The sequence below is a fragment of the Pseudomonas berkeleyensis genome (assembly GCF_014109765.1).
Lineage (GTDB): Bacteria > Pseudomonadota > Gammaproteobacteria > Pseudomonadales > Pseudomonadaceae > Aquipseudomonas > Aquipseudomonas berkeleyensis.
Window position 1 is genome coordinate 3475964 of record NZ_CP059139.1, and the last position, 24386, is coordinate 3500349.

Annotated in this window: 21 protein-coding genes and 1 tRNA gene; 3 read left to right on the top strand and 19 right to left on the bottom strand. The window is 61.9% G+C overall.

The genetic code is table 11. The annotated features are described in order from the left end of the window. Positions 1-30: 30 nt before the first annotated feature. From infC to HS968_RS16135, 3 genes are all read right to left on the bottom strand, one after another. A complete protein-coding gene (gene infC / locus HS968_RS16125) occupies positions 31-582 on the bottom strand; it encodes a translation initiation factor IF-3 (RefSeq protein WP_170965280.1) in 552 nt (183 codons plus the stop codon). Next, complete coding sequence (gene thrS / locus HS968_RS16130) at positions 582-2504, bottom strand: threonine--tRNA ligase (RefSeq protein WP_182367143.1); 1923 nt, start codon at positions 2502-2504, stop codon at positions 582-584. The genes infC and thrS overlap by 1 nt, the downstream gene beginning before the upstream one ends. A 272-nt stretch (positions 2505-2776) precedes the next feature. Further along, positions 2777-2853: transfer RNA gene (locus tag HS968_RS16135), tRNA-Val, on the bottom strand. 183 nt (positions 2854-3036) lie between these two features. On the opposite strand from HS968_RS16135, the gene HS968_RS16140 reads away from it, so the two are divergent. After that, complete coding sequence (locus HS968_RS16140) at positions 3037-4320, top strand: NAD(P)/FAD-dependent oxidoreductase (RefSeq protein WP_182367145.1); 1284 nt, start codon at positions 3037-3039, stop codon at positions 4318-4320. 193 nt (positions 4321-4513) lie between these two features. Here HS968_RS16140 and HS968_RS16145 read toward each other — a convergent pair whose 3' ends face one another. The 12 genes from HS968_RS16145 to HS968_RS16200 form a co-directional block, all read right to left on the bottom strand. Continuing rightward, the gene (locus HS968_RS16145; protein ID WP_407681634.1) at positions 4514-5467 is read right to left on the bottom strand and encodes a PA2778 family cysteine peptidase; all 954 of its coding nucleotides are present in this window, start codon (positions 5465-5467) and stop codon (positions 4514-4516) included. Beyond that, complete coding sequence (locus HS968_RS16150) at positions 5452-5859, bottom strand: PA2779 family protein (RefSeq protein WP_036998373.1); 408 nt, start codon at positions 5857-5859, stop codon at positions 5452-5454. The genes HS968_RS16145 and HS968_RS16150 overlap by 16 nt, the downstream gene beginning before the upstream one ends. An 80-nt stretch (positions 5860-5939) precedes the next feature. Continuing rightward, positions 5940-7664 carry a hybrid sensor histidine kinase/response regulator gene (locus HS968_RS16155; protein ID WP_182367147.1) on the bottom strand — a complete coding sequence of 575 codons (1725 nt, stop codon included), beginning with the start codon at positions 7662-7664 and terminating at the stop codon, positions 5940-5942. Continuing rightward, the gene (gene ercA, locus HS968_RS16160; RefSeq protein ID WP_106742482.1) at positions 7648-8811 is read right to left on the bottom strand and encodes an alcohol dehydrogenase-like regulatory protein ErcA; all 1164 of its coding nucleotides are present in this window, start codon (positions 8809-8811) and stop codon (positions 7648-7650) included. The genes HS968_RS16155 and ercA overlap by 17 nt, the downstream gene beginning before the upstream one ends. Positions 8812-8888: 77 nt before the next feature. After that, on the bottom strand, positions 8889-10778 hold the full coding sequence (locus HS968_RS16165; RefSeq protein ID WP_182367149.1) for an alpha/beta hydrolase family protein: 1890 nt from the start codon (positions 10776-10778) through the stop codon (positions 8889-8891). Next, positions 10766-11920, bottom strand: coding sequence for a pyrroloquinoline quinone biosynthesis protein PqqE (gene pqqE, locus HS968_RS16170; protein ID WP_179621806.1), 1155 nt, complete (start codon positions 11918-11920; stop codon positions 10766-10768). Before pqqE ends, HS968_RS16165 begins: the two co-directional genes overlap by 13 nt. Continuing rightward, positions 11892-12170, bottom strand: coding sequence for a pyrroloquinoline quinone biosynthesis peptide chaperone PqqD (pqqD, locus tag HS968_RS16175; protein ID WP_106742490.1), 279 nt, complete (start codon positions 12168-12170; stop codon positions 11892-11894). Before pqqD ends, pqqE begins: the two co-directional genes overlap by 29 nt. An 85-nt stretch (positions 12171-12255) precedes the next feature. Further along, positions 12256-13008, bottom strand: a complete 753-nt coding sequence (gene pqqC, locus HS968_RS16180; RefSeq protein ID WP_182367151.1) for a pyrroloquinoline-quinone synthase PqqC — start codon at positions 13006-13008, stop codon at positions 12256-12258. A gap of 28 nt (positions 13009-13036) precedes the next feature. Next, the gene (gene pqqB, locus HS968_RS16185) at positions 13037-13951 is read right to left on the bottom strand and encodes a pyrroloquinoline quinone biosynthesis protein PqqB (protein ID WP_182367153.1); all 915 of its coding nucleotides are present in this window, start codon (positions 13949-13951) and stop codon (positions 13037-13039) included. A 46-nt stretch (positions 13952-13997) separates the two neighbouring features. Next, positions 13998-14069 (bottom strand): pyrroloquinoline quinone precursor peptide PqqA, encoded by a 72-nt coding sequence (gene pqqA, locus HS968_RS16190; RefSeq protein WP_003243383.1) that lies wholly within the window; start codon positions 14067-14069, stop codon positions 13998-14000. 527 nt (positions 14070-14596) lie between these two features. Continuing rightward, a complete protein-coding gene (gene exaC, locus HS968_RS16195; RefSeq protein WP_182367155.1) occupies positions 14597-16117 on the bottom strand; it encodes an acetaldehyde dehydrogenase ExaC in 1521 nt (506 codons plus the stop codon). 329 nt (positions 16118-16446) lie between these two features. Beyond that, positions 16447-18222: a methanol/ethanol family PQQ-dependent dehydrogenase gene (locus HS968_RS16200; RefSeq protein ID WP_179621809.1), complete on the bottom strand. Its 1776-nt coding sequence runs from the start codon at positions 18220-18222 to the stop codon at positions 16447-16449. A 261-nt stretch (positions 18223-18483) separates the two neighbouring features. Between HS968_RS16200 and HS968_RS16205 the strand changes: the two genes are divergently transcribed. Together HS968_RS16205 and HS968_RS16210 are read left to right on the top strand one after the other, a co-directional pair. Continuing rightward, a complete protein-coding gene (locus tag HS968_RS16205; protein ID WP_182367157.1) occupies positions 18484-19716 on the top strand; it encodes an ABC transporter substrate-binding protein in 1233 nt (410 codons plus the stop codon). A gap of 275 nt (positions 19717-19991) precedes the next feature. After that, positions 19992-20378 carry a hypothetical protein gene (locus HS968_RS16210; RefSeq protein WP_182367159.1) on the top strand — a complete coding sequence of 129 codons (387 nt, stop codon included), beginning with the start codon at positions 19992-19994 and terminating at the stop codon, positions 20376-20378. A gap of 268 nt (positions 20379-20646) precedes the next feature. Here HS968_RS16210 and HS968_RS16215 read toward each other — a convergent pair whose 3' ends face one another. The 4 genes from HS968_RS16215 to pedF form a co-directional block, all read right to left on the bottom strand. Continuing rightward, on the bottom strand, positions 20647-21573 hold the full coding sequence (locus tag HS968_RS16215; protein ID WP_182367161.1) for a quinoprotein relay system zinc metallohydrolase 1: 927 nt from the start codon (positions 21571-21573) through the stop codon (positions 20647-20649). Between the two features lie 182 nt (positions 21574-21755). Continuing rightward, positions 21756-22505: a quinoprotein dehydrogenase-associated SoxYZ-like carrier gene (locus HS968_RS16220; protein WP_182367163.1), complete on the bottom strand. Its 750-nt coding sequence runs from the start codon at positions 22503-22505 to the stop codon at positions 21756-21758. 171 nt (positions 22506-22676) lie between these two features. Next, a complete protein-coding gene (locus tag HS968_RS16225; protein WP_182367165.1) occupies positions 22677-23549 on the bottom strand; it encodes a substrate-binding periplasmic protein in 873 nt (290 codons plus the stop codon). Between the two features lie 147 nt (positions 23550-23696). Further along, the gene (gene pedF / locus HS968_RS16230) at positions 23697-24116 is read right to left on the bottom strand and encodes a cytochrome c-550 PedF (protein ID WP_106742511.1); all 420 of its coding nucleotides are present in this window, start codon (positions 24114-24116) and stop codon (positions 23697-23699) included. Between the last annotated feature and the right edge of the window lie 270 nt (positions 24117-24386).

A 24386-nucleotide genomic window follows, 5' to 3' on the forward strand; every position in this document is an offset into this window, starting at 1 on the left:
TAACCATCAGGCCTGCCAGTGCCCGGGAGGTTATTTACGCTTCTTGGGAGCGATGACCATCATCAGCTGGCGTCCTTCCAGCTTAGGATGCTGTTCAACGGTGCCGAGTTCGGCGAGGTCAGCTTCGACCCGCTTCAACAGCTCCATACCCAGCTCCTGGTGAGCCATCTCACGGCCACGGAATCGAAGCGATACCTTGGCCTTGTCCCCATCTTCAAGGAAACGTACCAGGTTGCGTAGTTTTACCTGGTAATCTCCTTCTTCCGTCCCTGGACGAAACTTGATTTCTTTAATCTGCTGCTGGTGCTGATTCTTCTTGGCGATAGCAGCCTGCTTTTTCTTTTCGAACAGGTGCTTGCCGTAGTCCATGATGCGGCAAACGGGTGGCAGCGCATCAGCAGAGATCTCTACCAGATCCAGCTTGGCTTCTTCAGCCACGCGCAATGCCTCATCGATCGAAACAATACCAACCTGCTCGCCGTCTGCGCCGATTAGGCGGACTTCACGAGCGGTGATGTTCTCGTTGATCGGCGCCTTAGGGGCGGCCCGCTTGTCCTGTCTCATTTCACGCTTAATAGTTATTACTCCAAATCTTGGCGACCACGCCGGGAAACCGCTTGCTGCAACTGTGCGGCGAACTGCTCGATGGGCAGAGAGCCCAGATCGACGCCTTCACGGGTACGGACAGCAACGGATCGAGTCTCGACCTCCCGATCTCCAATAACCAAGAGATAGGGAACCTTGAGCAAGGTATGCTCGCGGATTTTAAAGCCGATCTTTTCGTTTCTCAAGTCAACCTTGGCACGAAAACCGCTTTGATTGAGAGTTTTCTCGACTTCACGAGCAAAATCGGCCTGTTTGTCGGTGATATTCATGATCACCGCCTGGGTCGGAGCGAGCCAAGCCGGGAAAGATCCGGCGTAGTGCTCGATCAGCATACCGATGAAGCGCTCGAAGGAACCGAGGATCGCGCGATGAAGCATGACCGGGCGCTTGCGGTTGTTGTCTTCGGCGATATAGCTGGCATCCAGACGCTCAGGCAGGTTCGGATCGTACTGCAGCGTACCGCACTGCCAGTTACGCCCCAGGCAATCGCGCAGGGTGAACTCGATCTTCGGGCCGTAGAAGGCACCCTCGCCCGGCTGATATTCCCAGGCCAAACCGGATTCGTTCAGCGCTTCAGCCAACGCCCCCTCGGCACGATCCCACAACTCGTCGGAACCCACACGCTTGACCGGGCGAGTCGACAGTTTCATGGCGATATCGGTGAAACCGAAGTCTGCATATACCTGCAAGGTCAGCCTGATAAAGTCGGCCGCCTCCTTCTTCACCTGCTCTTCGGTGCAGAAGATGTGCGCGTCGTCCTGCACGAAGCCACGCACGCGCATGATGCCGTGCAGCGCACCGGACGGCTCGTTACGGTGACAGGCACCGAACTCAGCCAGGCGCAGCGGCAAGTCGCGGTAGGACTTCAGGCCCTGATTGAAGATCTGTACGTGGCACGGGCAGTTCATCGGCTTGACGGCGTAGTCGCGATTCTCCGAGGCCGTGGTGAACATGTTCTCGGCGTAGTTGGACCAGTGACCGGAGCGCTCCCACAGAATGCGATCGACCACCTGCGGCGTACGCACCTCCACATAACCGTGCTCACGCTGCACCTGGCGCATGTATTGCTCCAGCACCTGATAGACAGTCCAGCCATTGGGGTGCCAGAACACCATGCCCGGCGCTTCTTCCTGCAGGTGGAAGAGATCCAACTGCTTGCCGATGCGACGGTGATCGCGCTTTTCAGCTTCTTCGATGCGCTGGATATAGGCAGCCAGTTGCTTCTTGTCAGCCCAGGCAGTGCCATAAACCCGCTGCAGCTGCTCGCTCTTCGAGTCCCCGCGCCAGTAGGCGCCGGAAATACGGGTGAGTTTGAACGCCTTGAGAAAGCGCGTGTTCGGCACGTGCGGGCCGCGGCACATGTCGACGTACTCTTCATGGAAATACAGACCCATAGCCTGCTCATCCGGCATGTCGTCGATCAGGCGCAGTTTGTATTCCTCGCCACGCGACTTGAACAGCTCGATGACCTCAGCACGCGGCGTCATCTTCTTGATGACGTCGTAGTCCTTGTCGATCAGCTCAGCCATGCGCTTTTCGATGGCCGCCATGTCTTCCGGAGTGAAGGGGCGATCGATGGCGATGTCGTAATAGAAGCCTTCGTCAATGACCGGACCGATCACCATCTTGGCGTTCGGGTACAACTGCTTGACCGCATGCCCAACTAGGTGAGCACAGGAGTGGCGGATGATCTCCAGCCCCTCTTCGTCTTTCGGCGTGATGATCTGCAAGGTGGCATCGGTATCGATCACGTCACAGGCATCGACCTGCTTGCCGTTTACCTTGCCAGCCAGGGTGGCCTTGGCCAGACCCGCACCAATGGATTGAGCGACCTCCAGTACGGATACCGGATGATCGAACGAACGTTGACTGCCGTCGGGAAGAGTAATGATGGGCATGGCGCCTCCTCTCCTAGTGGTGACCCCTACCAAAGGTCACGTGGGTTGGGATGAGCCAGGAAGCGATTCAGCGGTATACCCACCTAACGATGGCAGGAGCCCGAGGGCCAACCCGTCCGAACCAGAGTCACTGGAAGTAAAGAGTGCGGATGCTTTCAGAAAGCCTGAGTCCTGACAAGCGGCCGCACAAACAATCACGAAAAACCTTAACCATCACCCGACAAAACCGGGCAATAAAAAAGGGGTCGCTCAGCGACCCCTTTTTATCGATTTGGTAGGCACAATTGGACTCGAACCAACGACCCCCACCATGTCAAGGTGGTGCTCTAACCAACTGAGCTATGTGCCTTCGATGGGTGCGCATTCTACGCAGATCTTTTTGGCCGTCAACAGGTTTTTTCGCTAACTCACTGAAATAGGCCAATTTTTTATCGAAATCGGATCGTTGAATATTTTGCACGGACACTAGCCGGCCATTTTCAACTCAGGTAGCATCGAATCATTCGTAAAAAATAAAGAACAGAGGTTCAAGATGGCGCACACGGCATATCCACAATCCTATTACGCCGCCTCAGCCAACCCCGTCCCGCAACGCCCTGCCCTGCAAGGTGAGGTGGAAACCGATGTGTGCATCATCGGTGCGGGCTACACCGGCCTGTCCACTGCACTGTTCCTGCTGGAGAACGGTTTCAAGGTCAGCATCGTCGAGGCGGCCAAGGTCGGGTTTGGCGCATCGGGCCGCAACGGCGGCCAGATCGTCAACAGCTACAGCCGCGATATCGACGTGATCGAACGCACGGTCGGCCCCAAGCAGGCGCAATTGCTCGGGCAGATGGCTTTCGAGGGCGGCCGCATCATCCGTGAGCGCATCGCCAAGTACGACATCCAGTGCGACCTGAAGGACGGTGGCGTATTCGCCGCACTGACCAGCAAGCAGATGGGCCATCTGGAATCGCAGAAAAAACTGTGGGAGCGCTACGGCCACACCCAACTGGAACTGCTGGACAGCAAGCGAATTCGTGAAGTCGTCGCCACCGACAACTATGTCGGCGGCATGCTGGACATGAGCGGCGGCCATATCCACCCGCTGAACCTGGCGCTCGGTGAAGCCGCCGCTGTCGAGTCGCTAGGTGGCGTGATCTACGAACAGTCCCCGGCAACTCGTATCGAGCGCGGCGCCAACCCGGTGGTGCACACCCCTGAAGGTCGCATCAAGGCCAAGTTCGTCGTGGTCGCCGGCAATGCCTACCTGGGCAACCTGGTACCGGAGCTGGCGTCCAAATCGATGCCATGCGGCACTCAGGTGATCACCACCGAGCCGCTGTCCGATGAGGTCGCAGCCAGCCTGCTGCCGCAGGACTACTGCGTGGAGGACTGCAACTACCTGCTCGACTACTACCGTCTCACCGGCGACAAGCGCCTGATCTACGGCGGTGGCGTGGTCTACGGCGCGCGCGATCCAGCCAATATCGAGGCGATCATCCGGCCGAAAATGCTCAAGACCTTCCCGCAGTTGAAGGACGTGAAGATCGATTTCGCCTGGACCGGCAACTTCCTGCTGACACTGTCGCGCCTGCCGCAAGTGGGCCGTATCGGCGACAACATCTACTACTCCCAGGGTTGCAGCGGCCACGGCGTGACCTACACCCACCTGGCCGGCAAGGTGCTGGCCGAAGCGCTACGCGGTCAGGCCGAGCGCTTCGATGCCTTTGCCGGGTTGCCGCACTACCCCTTCCCTGGTGGTCGCCTGTTCCAGGTACCGTTCAGCGCCATTGGCGCCTGGTACTACACGCTGCGCGACAAGCTGGGTGTCTAAGAGCGTGTTCAAAGTCTGCTGCGCGTCGGCCATGCAGCGTTGAAATCAAGCTCAGAATGCTCATTTACAGCTCGTAAACTGCGCGTCTTCGCTCGATTTCGCCTTGCCTGGCTCTAGCTCGCGAGACTTTGAACAGGCTCTAACGCGACGCATTAAATGAAAACGGCGCCCAAGGGCGCCGTTTTCATTTGCATCACGGACAGGCCGGCAAGGCCTGACATTGCCCACCAGAACCGCCGGCCTTGAGCGGCTCAGCGAATCGTGAATCCTCCGGTGCCAGACGTTGCGCACAGGCCTGCGCCTGCTGCGCCTCAGAAGCACAACCCTGCTCACCCAGTACTTGCGACAGGTTGAACCAACCCGCAGCAAAACCCGGCTCACGCTTGAGGCTCTCACGCAACGCTTGCTCGGCGCCCTTGCGATCACCATCGGCATAACGGCTATTGCTCAGGGCGAACCAGGGCAACGCCTGCTCCGGCCAGGCCTCGGCGGCACGGCGATAGGCCCGTCGCGCCGGCTGGGTATTACCGGTTTGCTCAAGGTCGTTGGCAGCCTTCATCCAGACATGCAGGTCGGCCTGTGCCGGCAGGCGCTCCGGCGGCAGGGTCACCACCGCCCAGCGCCCACCGCGCGCCCAGGTTCTGTCGAAACTGTTGAAGCTGTCTTCGAGCCGGCGCGTAGTCGCCGAACGCAGAATCAACGTGCGCTCACGGCGGTCGTAACCGACCACTACCGCGAAGTGCCACTGCGGGTAGAAGTCGAACGCCAGGTTCTGCAGCACCAGCACCGGATTGCCGGCGGCCACTTCGGCCAATACAGCCTCCAGACGCGGCTGCAACGGGTACACCAGCATTTCGTGATTGCGCGCGGCGGCGACCATCTCCACCTGCAAACTGCCTTCACGGCTGGGGATGTAGACCTTGTCCTTGAGCGCACCAGGCGTGGTCAGCACACCACGCTGGTTGAGCATGGTAGCCAAGGCCGCCGGTCCGCACTGGTAGGCATCCTGGGGAAAGAAGGGAACGTCGGTGAGCTCCACCCGCTCAGGCAAACGCTCGCCCACCGGTGATAACACCGGAGAGCGAGCGCAGGCTGTGAGTAGAACGATCGATGCGATGCAGCAGAGGCGAATCAGCGATTTATGCATTTAACGAAACTGAAAATGTTGGTGGCGCACAGCATATCAGTGATGATGAAGATCACCAGAAACAACACGATAATGCCGACCACACCCGCACCGGCTGGTGCCTGATCCAGTTGCTGGTTGAACTGCGCCAGTTCGGCCGGGGTCAGGCTGGCGATACGCGATTCGACCTGATCACGGTCAACGCCCATCGATACCAGTTTCTCCTTCACCTGCTCGTCATCGAGCATAGCCATCAACTGCTCCTGATCCACCTTGTGTTGCTGCTCGGCGATCACCTCGTGAGTGCCGACCATCGCCGCATTCGCAGCAGGAATCTGCACCACCAGCAACAGGTGAAACAGCGCGGTAATCGCGGCCAGACGACGCATAACGGGGTTCATGGAAATTGTCATTGTGGTTATCTCCTGAGGGACGAGGTAGCCGATAGACAGCATCAAAATCGCTCAGGTTCACTCCACCGATCCGCAGCCGTTCACGTTTCCATCAAAAGCTGGCTGAGCACCGCACGCAGCTTGCCTGGCTTGACCGGCTTGTTCAGCAGCGTCGCACCCAAAGCCTGCAGATCACGACGGCAGGCATCGCTGCGATCAGCGCTGATGATCAGTGCCGGGATCGGTCTGGAGAATTCGTCACGCAGTTGCTGGATCACCTGACAACCGAGCACGCCATGGTCGAGGTGGAAATCGGCCAGGATCACCTCCGGCGCCCTGCCCTCCAGCCGCTGCAAGGCCTCGGGCAGATCGACTGCCGTGATCACTTCGCAGCCCCATTGGCCGAGCAGTGCGGCCATGCTGTGCAGGATGTCCACTTCGTTATCGACCACCAGCAAGCGCCGACCCGGCAAGGGATTCCCCAGCAGCGGCTGCGCCACGGATTGCACCTGGCGTCGTGGTGCCTCCTGCGCCAACGGCACACGAATGCTGAAGACCGAACCGCGCCCCGGCAGCGAGCGCACCTGTACCGGGTAGCCCAGCATGCGCGCGATACGCTCGACGATGGCCAGGCCCAGGCCAACGCCCTTGCGCTCGGCCGCCCGCCCGACCTCCAGTTGGCTGAATTCAAGGAAGATCGTGTCGAGCTGATCCGCCGCGATCCCTCGCCCGCTATCCCACACCTGCAGTTCGACGAAAGCGCCACGCCGCCGCGCGCCGAACAGCACCCCGCCACGCTCGGTGTAACGGCAGGCATTACTGAGGAAGTTGCGCAAGATGCGCGTCAGCAGGCGGAAATCGGTATGCACCGCATAACCGGCAATTCGCGCCCGTAGGCGCAAGCCACTGGCCGAGGCTACGCTTTCGAACTCGGACGCCAGCGGCGCGAGCAGCTCTTCAAGGCGATAGACATCGAGATCCGGCTTGATCGCGGCCTGATCCAGCTTGGAAATATCCAGCAGGTCGGCCAGCAGATCCTCGGCGCCTTCCAGCGCCAGGTGACTGCGCTCGACCAGGTTCTGCTCGGCACTCGGCAATTCACGCTCACGCAAAGTGGAAATCAGCAAACGTGCGGCATTGAGTGGTTGCAGCAGATCGTGACTGGCCGCTGCCAGGTACTTGTCCTTGCTGCGGTTGGCCGCCTCGGCGGCGTCGCGTGCTTCGCGCAGAGCCAACTCGATACGCTCGCGCTCTTCGATCTGTCGTTGCAGGTTGCGATTGGACTCGAGCAACTCGAAGGTGCGCGCGGCAACGCGGCGCTCCAGTTCGTCATTGAGTTGTTGCAGGCGCTGCTGCGCCTGCTTGCGCTCGGTGATGTCGGCGACGAAGCCTTCGAAGACGCCCTCGCCTTCGGGCTTGAGCAGCAGGTTCATCAGCACGTCGATAGTGCTGCCGTCACGCCGGCGCAAACGCGTCTCGTAGCCAAGCAATGCCTGGCCCTGGCTCAGTCGCTGGCGAATTACTTCCAGTTCGTCGAAACCGCCAACGAACAGGTGCCGGGCCAGATCGCCCAGCGACCACAGCACCTGTTGCGGGTCGTCGTAACCGAGCATGCGCGCCATCGCCGGATTGGCCGCCAGTACACCGTCCTGCAGGCTGGCCTGGATGATGCCGTGCACGGCGTGTTCGAACAGCCATTTATAGCGGTTGCGCTCGGTTTCCAGCTCCTCCAGACGCGCCAGCAGTTCGGGATAGTGGCTCTTGCGCGCCGATTGGCTGCCGAGCCCCAGCAGCCCGGCCAGCGCTTCGTCAGAGCGCCTCGCCATAGACCACCTCGACGTCACGCTGGGTCGATTCACGCGGGTTGGTGAGGATGCATGGATCATCCATCGCGTGGCTGGAGAGGAACGGAATGTCCGAGGTGCTGACGCCATGCAGGCCAAGCGTCTCGCGGAACCCCATGGCATGTTTGAAGGCGATCAGATGCTCGACCAGGCGCTGGCGAATTTGCGTGTGATTGAGCCCGCGGCAGTCGATGCCGAGGGTCTCGGCAATGACCTTGAAACGCTCCGGTGCGGCGCTGTAGTTGAACGCCACCACGTGCTCGACCAGCACGGCATTGCACAGGCCGTGCGGCAGGTCGAGGAAGCCACCGAGGCTGTGGCTCATGGCGTGCACCGCACCGAGAATCGCGTTGGAGAACGCCAGGCCGGCCTGCATGCTGCCGAGCATGATTTTCTCGCGCAGAGCGATATCACCTGGGTTGGCGATCATCTGTACCAGGTTGCCGTTGATCAGGCGCATGGCTTCCAGCGCGTGCGGGTCGGTCAGCGGGCCATGACCGGTGGAGACGAACGCCTCGATGGCATGCACCATGGCGTCGATACCGGTGCAGGCCGACAGGAACGGATCCATGCTCAGGGTGGTTTCCGGATCGATCAGCGACACGTCCGGCACCACGGCCTTGCTGACGATGGAGAACTTCATCCGCTCCTGCTGGTTGGAGATGATCACGAACTGCGACACGTCGGCCGAGGTGCCGGCGGTGGTCGGGATCAGAATCAGCGGCGGGCTCGGCACACGGATGGTGTCCACGCCTTCGAATTCGAGAATGCTGCGGCCGTGAGCAACCACGATGCCGATACCCTTGGCGCAGTCCATCGGGCTACCGCCGCCGACCGCAACGATGACGTTGCAACCCTCGCTGCGATACAGCTCGGCGCCTTCCATCACCTCTTCCACGCGCGGGTTGGGCGATACCCTGGTGTACAGGCAGTAGGCGATGCCCTGAGCCTGCAGGCTGGCCTCGACATCGCCAGCCCAGCCGGCCGCGACCACACCGGGATCGGAAACTATCAGCACCTTGCGTGCACCGAAGGTCTTGGCGTAGTTGCCGACGTTATGCCGGGAGCCGGCGCCGAAGATGATCTCGGGGGAAACGAATTTGCGTAGCTGATTCAAATCGTGGCTCATACAACGGCCTGAAATTTCTTGTTATGGAATGGCGATCAGCCTACTGCATTACCCGGTTAATGCAATGCGACCTGAGATCAGCGCAGACACTGATAAAAGGCATGTTCGGCGCGTAACGCTTCGGCCAGATTGGCGGCTTGACGGAAACCATGGCGTTCTTCGGCGAACAGGTGATATTCCACCGGCAAACCGCGCTGACGCAGCGCCACGACCATGGCCTCGGTCTGGCTAGGCACCACCACGGCATCCAGCGCGCCCTGGAAAAAAATCACCGGTACCTTGATCCGTTCGGCCTGCAACAAGGGCGTGCGCTCTCGATAGCGCTCGGCATCCTGCTCGGGGTCGCCGATCAACCAGTCGAGATAATCCGCCTCGAACTTGTGGGTCAGCCGGCGCAGCGCCAGCGGGTCGCTGACACCGTAGAGGCTTGCACCACCGCGTAGCTGCGGCAGCTCGACCAGTGCACGTAGCGCGCTGAAGCCACCCGCGCTGCCACCGCGTACGAATACACGCTGCGGGTCGATACAGCCATTGCTGGCGAGCGAGTCGATGGCAGCGCGAATATCTTCCACTTCCAGCTCGCCCCACTGCCCTGCCAGGCGCAGACGATAGGCACGGCCATAGCCGCTGCTGCCGCGATAGTTGAGATCGAGCACGGCGTAGCCGCGTAACGTCCAGAAAGCGATACGCGGATCGAACACCGGGTAGCAGGCCGAGGTCGGGCCGCCGTGCAGGAAGATCACCAGCGGTGGGCGCTCTGCGGACGACACGGGGGCGTAGAAAAAGCCGTGACAATGTTCGTCCTCACCCACCGTGCAGCTGAATGGCTGAGGCCGTGATAGCTGTGCTTCAGCCAGCGGCTGCTCACCCCCTGCCAGCACCTGCAATGCGCCATCGCTGCGGCGAATGGAGAGCACCGCCGGCAGACGATCAGGAGCGGCAGCGATGCAGTAGAAATGCTCGTTGTCGGCAGCCAGGCTACGGAAACGCGTAAACCCTTCGGCCAAACGCTGCTCTGCCTTTGAGTAGGGTGTCACGGGGCCGCCCAGGCTGGGCGCACCACTGATTCCGACAGCAGCATCGGTGCGCACAGCGCACCCTACGAGACGGCCTACTCCCTCCTCGAAACGGATCAGCAACAGTTCACCGTTTTCCAGCGGCAGAAAGGTTCGACTGCCCAGCTGCCAGGGCGCCGGCGCGTGATCATAGGGCGCGACGTGCAGCGTTGTGTCGCCATCGACGCACTCGGGTTGCCACCAACCAGCCTTGTCGCTCAACACCCACAGCCGGCCCTGGGCATCGAAGCGCGGCTGCTGCAGGGATCGATCTCCCGCCTCACCCGACAACACCCAGCTACGCTCGCCAGACTCGCGCTGACAAAGACGCGTGGCGACCCAGGGTTGATGCGGACGATCCCACTCGATCCAAGCCAGACGCTGGCCGCTTGGGTCGGCTACCGGCGCCGCATAGAAATCGGCCCCCTCCACCAGAACATCGCGCTTACCGGTAAGGCCGATGCGCACCAGACGATGCACCACCGCGCCGCCCTCATGGCTTTCCTCCACCGCCAGCAATGCCTGCCAGGCGAGTACGAATGCCAGGTCGCTATAGCGGCAGTGGGACTGACTGGTGAGCAGGTAGGGTGCGCCGTGCGCACCGCCGTCCAAGCCGATATCGGTGCAATAGACCTGCTGATCACGCTCATTGACGAACGCCACGCCCTGCTCCGTGGCGCAGCAGGCGCCGCCACCGTACTCATAGACACGGCTACGCACGGAGAAGCCCGACGGCGTTAGTTCACTGACAATACCGTCACGGCAGAAGAACAGCCCGCAACGCGCCAGAGCAGGATCGAACGCTACCCATAGTACGCCGCCATGGGCAGCGTGCAGTTCGGCGAAGTCGGCGCTGGCCGCGGCAGCCTGCTCGGCACTCCAGATCGCGTCGGGATCGGTCAGGCCTTGCATATGATTCGTGAGGCCTTCTCGTTGCGGTATTGCAGTGCGTCCATGCCCAGCGGAGCGTCGTCAGCCTGCTGGCGTGCCGCGATAATCACACCGTGATGGGCCGATTTGCTACACACCGGGTCAGCCGCGCTGGCATCCCCGGTGAGCATGAAGGCCTGGCAGCGGCAGCCGCCAAAGTCCTTGTGCTTCTCGTCGCAGGAGCGGCACGGTTCGGGCATCCAGTCGTCACCACGGAAGCGGTTGAAACCGAAGGAATGCCGCCAGATATGCTCGATGCTGTGCTCGCGCACATTGGGAAACTGCACCGGCAGCTGTCGCGCGCTGTGGCATGGTAACGCCGTGCCGTCCGGGGTGATGTCGAGGAACAGGTTGCCCCAGCCGTTCATGCAGGCCTTGGGGCGCTCCTCGTAGTAGTCCGGGGTGACGAAGATCAGCTTGCACGGGTGGTTCTCGGCCGCCAGCTTGTCGCGCCACTGGTTGGTGATGCGCTCGGCACGCTCCAGTTGCGCGCGGGTCGGCAAGAGCCCTGCGCGGTTGAGCTCGGCCCAGCCATAGAACTGGCAGGTGGCGAGCTCGACGAAGTCCGCTTCCAGCTCCAGGCACAGCTCGATGATGCGTTCGATATTGTCGATGTTATGCCGGTGGGTGACGAAGTTGAGCACCATCGGGTAACCGTGTGCCTTGACTGCACGGGCCATGGCCAGCTTCTGCGCGAAGGCCTTCTTCGAACCGGCCAGCAGGTTGTTCACCTCCTCGTCGGCGGCCTGGAAGCTGATCTGGATATGATCGAGCCCGGCATCGGCGAACTCGGCGATACGCGCCTCGGTCAGGCCGATGCCGGAGGTGATCAGATTGGTGTAGTAGCCCAGCCCGCGCGCGGCGGCGATCAGCTCGGCCAGATCTTGGCGTACCAGCGGCTCGCCACCGGAAAAGCCCAGCTGCGCTGCCCCCAGCTCACGGGCCTGGCGAAACACCTCGATCCACTCGGCGGTCGACAGCTCGGCGCCCTGCTGGGCGAAATCCAGCGGGTTGGAGCAGTACGGGCACTGCAGCGGGCAGCGGTAAGTCAGCTCAGCCAAGAGCCATAACGGCGGCCCAGCTTCATGGCCGGCCTTAGCGAAGCTCGATCCAGAACTGAGCATGGGCCACCTCCATGAAGGCGAGGATGTCTTCGTCGATACCGGGCACATCAGGGAAGCGCTGGTGCAGATTGCCGATGATCTCGGCCACCGAACGCTTGCCGTCGACCTGCTGGAGAATCTCGCTGGCACTGTCGTTGAGCTTGATCATCCCCTCCGGGTAGAGCAGTACGTGGCAGCCCTGGGCCGGCTCGAACTGCAGGCGGAAGCCGCGGCGGATGGCGGGAATATGGGGCAGGATAGCGGCGGTCATGCTTCTGACTCCAAACTGGTGCGCGCGGCGCACCCTAGGGTTGAGCCCTTTGTAGGGTGCGCCGTGCGCACCGACACATCGCGGTTCATAGCGCGATCCCCCGATGCCAGACACGCTCGGCGGTCACCGTGTGATACGGCGGGCGTTGCAGCTCGTAGGCCATGCTCATCGCGTCGAGCATGCTCCACAGGATGTCCAGCTTGAACTGCAGAATCTGCAGCATGCGTTCCTGTGACTCGCGCGTGCGGTAGTGCTCGAGGGTGATGCGCAGGCCGTGCTCGACATCGCGGCGCGCTTCTTTCAGACGCTTGCGGAAGTAGTCGTAGCCGGTGGCATCGATCCACGGATAGTGCTGCGGCCAGGCATCCAGGCGCGACTGGTGGATTTGCGGGGCGAACAGTTCGGTCAGCGAACTGCTGGCCGCTTCCTGCCAACTGGCACGGCGAGCGAAGTTGACGTAGGCGTCGACAGCGAAGCGCACGCCGGGCAGCACCAGCTCCTGCGACATCACCTGCTCGCGCTTGAGGCCAACCGACTCGGCCAGGCGCAGCCAGGCCTCGATACCGCCCTCCTCACCTGGCGCACCGTCGTGGTCGAGGATGCGTTGAATCCACTCGCGGCGCGTCTCGCGATCCGGGCAGTTGGCCATGATCGCCGCATCCTTCAGTGGGATGTTGACCTGGTAGTAGAAACGATTGGCCACCCAGCCCTGGATCTGCTCGCGGGTGGCGCGCCCTTCGTACATGGCACGATGGAAGGGATGATGAATGTGGTACAGCGCGCCCTTGGCGCGCAGTGCCTGCTCGAATTCGGCAGGGCTCATGGCAGGTTGGCTCATCAAGACTCCCCGGTGCGCACAGCACACCCTACAAAACGATGCTCATGCCATCGAACGCGACCTCGATGCCGTGCGCGTCCAGCTCGGCGCGCTCGGGCGAATCCAGGTCGAGAATCGGGTTGGTGTTGTTGATATGAATGAGGATCTTGCGTGCCGACGGTAGAGCGTCGAGCACCTCGATCATGCCGCCCGGGCCGCTCTGGCATAGATGCCCCATCTCGCTGCCGAGCTTGTCGCCCACCTCGCACACGCGCATCTCATCGTCACGCCACAGCGTGCCGTCCACCAGCAGGCAATCGGCGCGACGCATCCAGCTCAGCAGGTGCTCGTCCACCTGGCCGAGGCCGGGGGCGTAGAACAGGCTGCGGCCGCTGCGCCGATCCTCGATGAACAGACCGATGTTGTCGCCCGGATGCGGATTGCCACGGTGTGGCGAATAAGGCGGCGCGCTGCTGCGCAGGGCGATGGCGGTGATGCTCAGCGCCGGACAGGCCGGAATGCTGAACGGCTCGGCGGCGAGTTCGATCAATTGATGCTGCAGGCCACCATTCCAGTGGCTGAGCATGTTGAACAGCGGAAAGCCGGTAGTCAGATCCTGATGCACCATCTCAGTACACCAGACCTGGTGCGGACAGCCTTCACGAAGGGTCAGCAAGCCGGTGCAGTGGTCGATCTGGCTATCGAGCAGGACGATGCCGGCAATCGCCGTATCGCGTAGCTTGCGTGCCGGTTGCAGTGCCGGGAAGGCCTCGATCTGCGCACGAATGTCCGGCGAGGCGTTGCACAGGATCCACTGCTCACCGTCATCGGAAATGGCAATGGATGATTGCGTACGCGGCTGCGCGCGCAGGGTGCCGGCTCGCACGCCCCGACAGTTGCGGCAGTTGCAGTTCCACTGCGGAAAACCACCACCGGCGGCGGAGCCGAGAATCTGGATATGCATGGGAGTCACCAGCGGGATGCCCCGGACGAGCCGGGGCCAGGAGCGATCAACGATTGGCGAAATACATCGTCACTTCGAAGCCAATACGCAGATCGGTGTAGGCGGGTTTAGTCCACATGGTGCGATCCTCTTTTTATTGAGCCGGGGCATTCCGGCAACTCCATTAAGCCCCCGCCAGGCAGGCGGCCAAATGGTACTTTGGGAGGAGATTTGGCTGGCATTGGTAGGTAGCGCATGAGCCTGGGCGGCCACGCGAAACCCTACTAGCAGCAACGCCTCCCTAGTATTGGGACATGACCAAGCGGAAAGGTTCGGATGACATTTCCAGCAACGATTGAGTGAATCCAGCGAGCAAAGATAGCGACCAATAAAAAACGCGGCCGAAGCCGCGTCGCGATAAGGATCTGCTGCCGTTCAGGCCCATGGCTGCCCACAGATCCACCCAAGTAGGGTTCTTCGCCTGGCAAAAGGCGGCGCGCCGGAGCAAGCGCACCGCGGTTAATACGGAGCCTGCTCACGATCTTGCGAGCTAGAGACCTACAAGGCAGAAACAGGTGAGAAAGCGGAGTGTACTTTTGTACATGAGCATTTCGAGCCTGTTTCTAACGCAGTAGGGCCGACGCGCAGCAGATCGTGTGCTGGCTATCAGAAGAAGCCCAGCGGATTGATGTCGTAGCTCACCAGCAGGTTCTTGGTCTGCTGGTAGTGGTCGAGCATCATCTTGTGGGTTTCGCGGCCAACGCCTGATTTCTTGTAGCCACCGAACGCGGCGTGCGCCGGGTACAGGTGGTAGCAGTTGGTCCATACGCGGCCAGCCTTGATCGCACGGCCCATGCGGTAGGCGACGTTCATGTCGCGGCTCCACACGCCGGCGCCCAGGCCGAACTCGGTGTCGTTGGCAATCGCCAGGGCTTCGGCTTCGTCCTTGAAGGTGGTCACACCGATCACCGGGCCGAAGATTTCTTCCTGGAACACGCGCATCTTGTTGGTGCCCTTGAGCAGCGTCGGCTGGATGTAATAACCGCTGGCCAGGTCACCTTGCAGCTGCTCGGCAGCACCGCCGGTGAGCACCTGAGCGCCTTCCTGCTGAGCGATTTCGAGGTAGCTGAGGATCTTGTCGTACTGCTGTTGCGAAGCCTGGGCGCCGACCATGGTCTCGGTGTCCAGCGGGTTGCCACGCTTGATCTGTTTGACCTTCTTCAGCACTTCGACCATGAAGGCATCGTAGATCGACTCCTGCACCAATGCGCGCGACGGGCAGGTGCACACCTCACCCTGGTTGAAGAAGCCCAGCACCAGGCCTTCGGCCGCTTTCTCGATGAAGGCCGGCTCGGCGTTCATGATGTCGGCGAAGAAGATGTTCGGCGATTTGCCACCCAGCTCGACAGTGCTCGGGATGATGTTCTCGGCGGCGCACTTCATGATGTGCGAGCCCACCGGAGTCGAACCGGTGAAGGCGATCTTGGCGATGCGCTTGCTGGTAGCCAGCGACTCACCGGCTTCGCGGCCGAAGCCCTGAACGATGTTGAGCACGCCCGGCGGCAGCAGGTCGCCGATCAGCTCGACGAAGAGCGTGATCGACAGCGGCGTCTGCTCGGCCGGTTTGAGGACGATAGCGTTGCCGGCAGCCAGGGCCGGAGCCAGTTTCCAGGCGGCCATCAGCAGCGGGAAGTTCCACGGGATGATCTGCCCGACCACGCCCAGCGGCTCGTGGAAGTGATAGGCCACGGTGCCTTCGTTGATCTCGGCGGTGCTGCCTTCCTGGGCGCGGATGCAGCCAGCGAAGTAGCGGAAATGGTCAGCGGCCAGCGGCACGTCAGCGTTCAGCGTCTCACGCACGGCCTTGCCGTTGTCCCAGGTTTCGGCCACGGCCAGCAGTTCGAGGTTGGCTTCGATGCGGTCAGCGATCTTCAGCAGGATGTGCGAACGCTCCTGCACCGAGGTCTTGCCCCAGGCATCGGCGGCGGCATGCGCGGCGTCCAGCGCCTTGTCGATGTCGGCGGCGTTGGAGCGAGGGAATTCGGCGATCACCGAGCCGTCGACCGGGCTGGTGTTGGTGAAGTACTGGCCACTGAGCGGGGCGACGAACTCGCCACCGATGTAGTTGCCGTAGCGCGGCTTGAGGGTAATGACGGCGCCTGCAGAACCCGGATTCGCGTAAATCATGATGCTGACCTCTCTTGTTGTCGGAGCCCGCCCCCAATAGGTGGAACGAGTCATGGTTCGATCTTAGAAAGCCCCTGGCGACCTCGGTATGCGCCCATGGCACAAAACGTCTCGTCATTTGGTAGTAGAGCGGCGAGCGGTCTGGCACGGGCCTTTGGCAGCGAGATAAGAGGCTATGGACGCTAAAGGCTAGACCCGTTCGTCCCGTCTTGCGTTCCCAATCACGAAATTTCCGCCGTGGCATTTCGCAGCAGCTCACTGCAGGTTGGCGGGCGCCGGAAACGACGATGGCCGGACAGAGTCCGGCCATCGTCTGATGCATCAGCCAATCAGTGCTTGGCCACCAGCTCCTTCGGCAGCTTGAAGGTCCACAGCATGCCGCCCTGGTTCAGGTGCTTGACGCGCTTGGCCACTTCGCCACCCCACAGCGGTACCGCACCACCCCAGCCGGACAGCACCGAAACGTACTGCTCGCCATCCATTTCCCAGGTCACGGGCGAGCCGATCACACCGGAACCGGTCTGGAATTCCCAGACCTTCTCGCCAGTCTTGGCGTTGAAGGCTTGCAGGTAGCCTTCCGGGTTGCCGGTGAACACCAGGTTGCCCTTGGTGGTCAGTACCCCGCCCCACAGCGGCGCGTAGTTCTTATGGCGCCAGACTTCCTTGCCGGTCTTCGGATCGATGGCGCGCAGCACGCCGATGTACTCCTCGTTCAGCGGCTTGATGGTGAAACCAGCACCGAGGTAGGCCGCACCTTTCTTGTAGGCGATGTCCTCGTTCCAGATGTCCATGCCCCACTCGTTGGACGGCACGTAGAACAGACCAGTGTCCTGGCTGTAGGCCATCGGCATCCAGTTCTTCGCACCGAGGAAGGCCGGCGCGGAGAACACGCTCTTGCCCTTCTCCGCCGCGCTTGGCGAGCCAGGACGGTTGCTGTCGTCATAGATCGGACGGCCATTCTTGTCCAGGCCCTTGGCCCAGGTGATCTTGTCGACGAAGGGGAAGCCACGAATGAACTTGCCGTTGGTGCGATCGAGTACATAGAAGAAGCCGTTACGGTCAGCGGTGGCCGCCGCCTTCACGGTCTTGCCGCCTTCCTGGTAGTCGAAGGAGATCAGCTCGTTGACGCCGTCGAAGTCCCAACCGTCGTGCGGCGTGGTCTGGAAGTGCCACTTGATGGTGCCGTCATCCGGGTTGAGCGCCAGGCGCGAGGACGAATAGAGGTTGTCGCCAGGGCGCAGGTGTGAGTTCCACGGTGCCGGGTTACCGGTGCCGAAGAACAGCAGATTGGTGTCGGCGTCGTAGTAACCGCCCAGCCAGGGCGCGGCGCCACCGGTCTTCCACAGGTCGCCCGGCCAGGTTTTGCCGGCCTCGCCACCACTTATGCCGTTCTCGATGGCCTTGCCGTCCTTGTAGACGTAGCCCATGTGACCTTCGACGGTCGGGCGACTCCACAGCAGCTCACCGTTCTTCGGATCATAGGCCTCGACCTTACCGACCACGCCGAACTCGCCACCGGAGACCCCGGTGATCAGCTTGCCGTTGACCACCAGCGGCGCTGCGGTGATGGAGTAACCCGCCTTGTGGTCGGCGACGTTCTTGCGCCAGACCACCTTGCCGGTGTCCTTGTTCAGCGCCACCAGCTTGGCATCGAGGGTGCCGAAGATCACCAGATCGTCGTACAGCGCAACGCCACGGTTGATCACGTCGCAGCAGGGACGGATGTCATCCGGCAGGCGCGCTTCGTACTGCCACAGTTCACGACCGGTACGCGCATCGACGGCGAACACCCGCGAGTAGGAGGCGGTGACGTACATCACGCCGTCCTTGATCATCGGCTGGGCCTGCTGGCCGCGCTGCTTCTCGCCACCGAAGGACATGGTCCAGACCGGGCGCAACTCCTTGACGTTCTTGTCGTTGAGGATGCTCAGCGGGCTGTAGCGCTGGCCCTGCAGACCCAGGCCGTTGGTGACGATCTGGTCGGTGGTGGTGGCGTCCTTGAGAATCTCGGCATCGGTGACCGCCAGCGCGGCGGCGGATGGCATCAGCATTGCCGCGCACAGCGCGGTGAGGAATAAGGGCTGGCGAAGACCGGTGTGTTTCATTGCGGCTACCTCTGCGGGTTCATTGTTATTGCCGGGAAAATTTCCCGGTCTGCCGCAAATTCTTGGCTCACCCCGTCACGTCAACAATTGCACCCCCAGCCGATTTTTCTCGTTCCTTGGTAGCAATACCTGCACTGCTGCCGACGGCCCAACAGCCTTGAACAGGCACCGCAAGTAGCAGCCGGACGGCACCAAAAGCCCATGGTTAACGGGCATCCCGCCCCGTAGAAAGGCACCTCCCAACCTACAAGGAGAATGCCCATGGGACGTGTTCTGATCGCCTTGCTGCTGGCAGCGCTATGGGGCCAGGCGCAAGCCGAAAGTCTGAAGATCGGCCTCAACTACCCACGTACCGGCAACTACAAGGATGAAGGCCTGGAGCTGCGCCGCGGCGCCCTGCTCGCCGTAGAAATGATCAACCAGCAAGGCGGCCTGCTCGGCCAGCCGCTGGATCTGCTCAGCGAGAACACCGACTCCGACGCAGCCCAAGCCACACGCAACGTCGAGCACTTCGCCAGCCAGGGCGCACGCATGGTCTTCGGCGGCGCCACCAGCGAAGAAGCCATCGCTGCCGGGCAACGTGCCCGCGAGCTAGGTCTGCTGTACTTCGCCACGCTGGGTTACGCCAACGAGGTCACCGGCCAGGCCGGGCAACGCTATCTGTTTCGCGAGTCCAGCAGTGCCTGGATGAGCGCGCGGGTGCTCGGCGAATACCTGTCCTGGCACCTGCCACGCCAGCGCTATCACTACATCCTCATCGACGATGCCTGGGGCTGCAGCATCGAGCAGACCCTGCGCCTGGCCACCGGCAGCGCTGATCGCGCGCGCCATGGCCGCAGCGCCCTGCCCCAAGGCCCAGTGCGCCGCGAGCAATACCGAGCAGCCCTGGACAAGGCTGCCGCCAGCGGCGCCGACGTGCTGGTCTTGGCCCTGCTCGGCGACAACCTGCAGCGCAGCATGCGCATGGCCCACAACATGGGCCTCAAGCAGCGCATGCAGATCATCGTGCCGAACCTGACCAAGAGCCTGGTACAACAGGTCGGCCCGCAAGTGATGGAAGACGTGATCGGCACCGAAACCTGGACATGGGATACGCCCAAACTGGAAAACAGCAGCGAAGGCCAGCAATTCGTCGAGCGTTACCTCGACGCGCACAAGGAATACCCAGGTGCCACCGCCGCCTCCGCCTACACCGTCGTTCAACAGTGGGCCGATGCCGTACGACGCAGCGCCAGCACCGACAGCGAAGCCCTTATCGCGGCCCTCGAAGATCACCGTTACCAGTTGCTCAAGGACGAACAGCAATGGCGCGGCTTCGACCACCAGAACCTGCAGAGCATCTACGCCGTACGCGTGCGCAAGCGCGAACAGATCATGCGTGACACGCTCAAGCAACATTACTTCGAGATCATCCACCGCATGAGCGGCGAACAGGCCGCACCGAGCCATGACGAGTGGATTCAGGAAAGAGGCGAAGTCCTCAGCCTGCAGTAGCAGGCCGTTGAAAAACGTAGGCGAGGCAGCCAGCGCAATACCGATGGCGGCCCCGCAAAAACAGGCGAAAAAGCGCAGTTTAGGTGTTCTAAATGAGCATTTTGATCGGACTCGCGCACGAGCCTGTTTTTAACGCCGCGATGGCAACGTAGGTAGTTTTTCAACGGCCTGGTAAGCCTTCGCCAGCAGCCATGCCGGGCAGATGCTACGGCGATTGCGGCGGCCAGCGCTTTGCCCGAAACTTGGCCGCTCGTACACATTGATCGGAGACGCCCGTGCCCCATCCTCGCCAGGAAACCCTCAATCATCCCGATGCGCTGGACTGCACGGTCTATCGCCCCGACGAGCAGGATCCGGACGCCGAAGAGCAGGATCTGGGTGACGCCAAGGTTCTCTTCACCGGCGCCTTCGAGCCGCCCATCGACTGGGATGCGCACCAGCGTGAAGACTACTTCGGCGAAGAGGATCCCAAGCATTTCGTCACCGCGCATATCGAGTGCGAGGCCAAACCTGCGACAAAGGCATTCTTCATGGCCGACAGCGGTGACTACGTGGCCGTGCAGGCGAGCCCGGGCGAAGTGGTGATGTATTACGTCTACGACCACGAAGAAACCGAGCACGGCCGCCATTACGTGCTGATTCGTGACGATGAAGAGTTCTAGGTTGTAGGGTGGATCGGAACGCCGACCGCTCGTAATGCAGGCTGTAGGGTGGACTCAGGAGCGCAGCGAACAGTCCACCAATTTTCGGGGGCTCACAGATCCCGGCGTACTGCTTCGCGAACGGATCGCAGCCCGGTACGCCCTACTCGGCTGACGCAGCAAATCAAGCCATCACGTCACATTCGGTGCGCGCGGCGCACCCTACGGGCCGGCGATCACTCGTCGTAGGGTGCGCCGTGCGCACCGGCCCCCCCTCAAGCCTCGAAGGTTAACGATCCACCCGCCCCATCGCGCTGCGCTCGTAGCTCGGGTAGAGATGGCTGACGCTGCGGATCAACTCATAACGCGACAAATTGACCTGGGCGAACCGCTCGGGAATCGGCGCGCGGATCAGCTCGTTCATCTCCGCCCCCTGCTCCGCGCCCTGGCGCAGCAGCCCATCGAGCCAGCCCAGGTAATCACGCATCTGCGCGAAAGGCGCAGCATCCGTGGTCACCGGGCCATGGCCAGGCACGATCTGCTTCCACGGCATCGCTTCGAGGCGATCCAGATCGGCCAACCACACATCCAGCCCCGGGCTGTTCGGTGTGGTCAGCGCCCTCTGGTAGAACAGGATGTCGCCGGCAAACAGTACGCCCGTGCGCTCATCGAGAATCGCCAGGTCGGCGCCAGTGTGACCACGTAGCGCCAGCAACTGCAGGCGCCGGCCGCCAATCTCCAGCGCACCTTCGTGCAGCTCTTCCGTGGGCAACACCACCTCGGTACCGCGCATCCAGTCGCCCACCAGACGGTACATGTTCTCCGCCATGGCATCGCCCTGCTCGGCCAGCAGCTTGGTGGTGCCCGGCAGCGCGGCGATAGGCACGCCAGCGAAGGCCTGGTTGCCCAGTACGTGATCTGGATGATGGTGAGTCAGCAGCACGCGTACCACCGGTTTTCCAGTGGCTTTCTCGATGCTCTGACGCAGTGCCTCGCCGTAACGGCGCGACGGGCCGGTATCGATCACCACCACGCCGTCAGCGGTTTCGATAAAGCCCACGTTGACGATGTTGCCGCCGTTGTCCGCTGCGAAATTGTCGGTGCTGCCTTCCACCAGCCACACGCCATCGGCAATCTGCCGGGGTTCGAGCCGATAGTCGAGCGCAGCCTGGGCCAGGTTGGCGAGCAAGCAGGTCAGCAATAGTATCCAGCGCATGGAAGCCCCCTAGAGGGCACCTCTAAGAACCATCTGCGTTGCCAGCGCTGCGTTAAAACCAAGCTCGTGCGTGAATCCGACCACTTTTCGCCTGGTTCTGCCTCGCGCTGGCGGCCTCGCCTACGTGTTCAGAAGTGCCTTGGAAATAATGGGTACGCACGGCGCACCCTACCGACCGGTTCTCAGAACTCGGCCTGGAATTCGTTGCCGTTGTTATCGCGTAGCCACAGCTCGGCGTGCTGATCACCACGCAGGTCGAAGGTCAGCGTCGGGTTCTCGCTGACCGCCGGGAACAGTTCGATTCGCCCCAACACCTGGCCGTCGGCACCGCGCAGCTCGGCCTCTTCGATGTAGAACTCGGGAATGCCGCCAATCAGGCCGTTGTCCATCGGGTGCGATACCTGCAGGCGCAGGCGGCTGTCCTCGCCGCGCACGAAGCGCTTGCCCAGCACCTGACCGAGGCGCTCCTCCCAGCCGGCTTCGGCGCGCACCACGCTGGGCGCGGTACAACCGCCACCAGCCGCCTCCACCCGCGCCGAACCGATATGCCAGACGCCATCGTCGGTCAGCACCGCCGCGCGAATCGGCGTGGCCTGCTCGACACGAATGCGAATGGCCAGGCTCGGCTCCAGTTGCTCGCCGGGGGCGAAATCGAGAATACGAGGGATCGGATTGAGCTCAGCCCAGGCCAGGATGCGCTTGACCTTGCCGCGGTAGGCGCTGGCGTCGATCTGAATCGGCACCTGGCGCGCATCCTCGGCAAAAGGCGGCACCTCGAGACGAATCTTGTCGTCGAAGACGAAGGCCTCACCGTTCAGCAGACGCTGGTGGTAGTAGTCCCACATCACCGAGGTGACTGGATCGGGCGCGGCTGCCCGCGCCTCCCAGGCCCAGGCAAACAGGGCCAGCAACATCAGGCTACGCCAATCCATCGTTCACCTCCGCTGCGGCTGAAACCGCTATCGGGTACCTCTAAAAACTACCTGCGTTGCCATCGCTGCGTTAAAGACAGGCTCAAAATGCTCATTTACAGCTTGTAAACTGCGCTTTTTCGCCTGTCTTTGCCTTGCGCTGCCTGCCTCGCCTACGTTTTTAGAGGCACCCTATTGGTATTGTTCAGGCTTCTCGTAACGCAGGCCATAACGCGCATACAGGCGTTCGAGCGAGCCGTCGAGAATCAGGGTTTCCAGCTGTTCTTCCAGGGCATAGGCCAGTTGCCGATTGGTCTCGTGCACCGCCATGCCGATCTCCCAGATCTGTCGGCCCATGTCCGGATAAGCGTTCTCCGCCAGCGCCAGTTGCGGGTCATCGGCCTCATGCACCAGCCAGTCCACCTCGCCACGCAGCGCCATCACCGCATCCACCTCGCCGCCGCGCATGGCAGCAAAGGCCAGTTCAGGCGTCGGGTAATGACGGGTTTCCTTGCTGAGCATGCCGCCCTGTACCGAGCTCAGATAGAACGACGGCACACTCTCCACTTCCACCCCGACCGGGTGTTGGCGAAGCGCAACAATGCTCGGCACCTCGGGCAGGCGACGGCGATCGAACGCCAACTGCCAGCGCTCGCGCTGATAGGGGCCGAACATCACCACGCGCTCGTTGACCAGCTCACCCAGCTCGTTGCGCATCTGCGCATAGTCGCGGTCGTAAGGCACGCGCAGCATCAGATCGGCCAACTGCCCCTGCGCGGTCACCCGACCACGCCAGATGTAGTCGCGCAGGTCATCATCGAGTTTTTCACCCGGCGGTGCCCAGATCAGCTCCAGCTTCAGGCCGAGCCCTTCGGCCAACGCCTTGGCCAGTTCGTAGTCGACGCCACGCGGCTGGCCGTCCTGTTCGTAGCTGTACGGCGGGAAGTTCTGGTAGAGCGCCACTCGCAGGGTGCCCGACTCGGTGATGCGGTCGAAGTCGCGCACCTGTGCCTGGGCGGTACCCAGGCACAGCAGCAGGCTGCATAACAGGAGCAGCCGGCGCATGGCGCGAGAGCTGGTGAAGCAATCGTCGCGAGCGATGACAGGTCGCGCGGGGCGTGCGCGCAGCAAGCGGAATGCATTGAAGTGCATGAGCATTGCGAGCACCGCCGGAGCGCGAGATGCCAAGCGCAGCAGATTTATCATCGAGCCTCACTCCTCGACGTGCACGCTCTCCAGATAGCTGCGTACCGCCCACAGCGCTTCCTGACTGAGGAAGTTGGCCATCTTCGGCATGTACACGCGGCCATCACGCACCGCACCGTTGATCACCCGCTCCTTGAACCATTCGTCACCCATGGCACCCGGCTCCAGCAGACGCAAATCCGGGGCAATACCACCAGATTTGGCTTCCAGGCCATGACAGGCAGCGCAGTTCTGGTTGTAAGCCGAGGAACCGATTTCGATGGCACGCGGGTTGCCACGGTAGGGGTTCTCGTCCAGCCATTCCTCACCCAGCGGCTCCAGGCCGTCGGTATTGACCGCTTGCGGAACCACGTCACCGTGCGCCCAGAGAGTGGTCGACGCGGCGAGCAACACCAGCGCCAAGGTGGTTTGGATCTTCTTATTCATGGCTAGGACCTCATCTAATGCACGCAAGACAGCCCATACAGAGCTCGTGGCGACCATCTTAGAAAGGCCGCGCAAAGCGCCGAATGCTGCTTTGGTGGTCGCGCTCTAGTCCCTTGGTAGTAGGGCTTGGGTGGGGGTTTTGTCGATGCCTTGGCAGCAAGGCCAAGTCATGGCCCGACCGGGAAATCCTCCCGGCAAAGGCGGGAGTTTTTCCGTAGGCGCCGAAGCGGCCGGATTCCACCATCGGCTTGCCACTGCAGGGCATCTCTA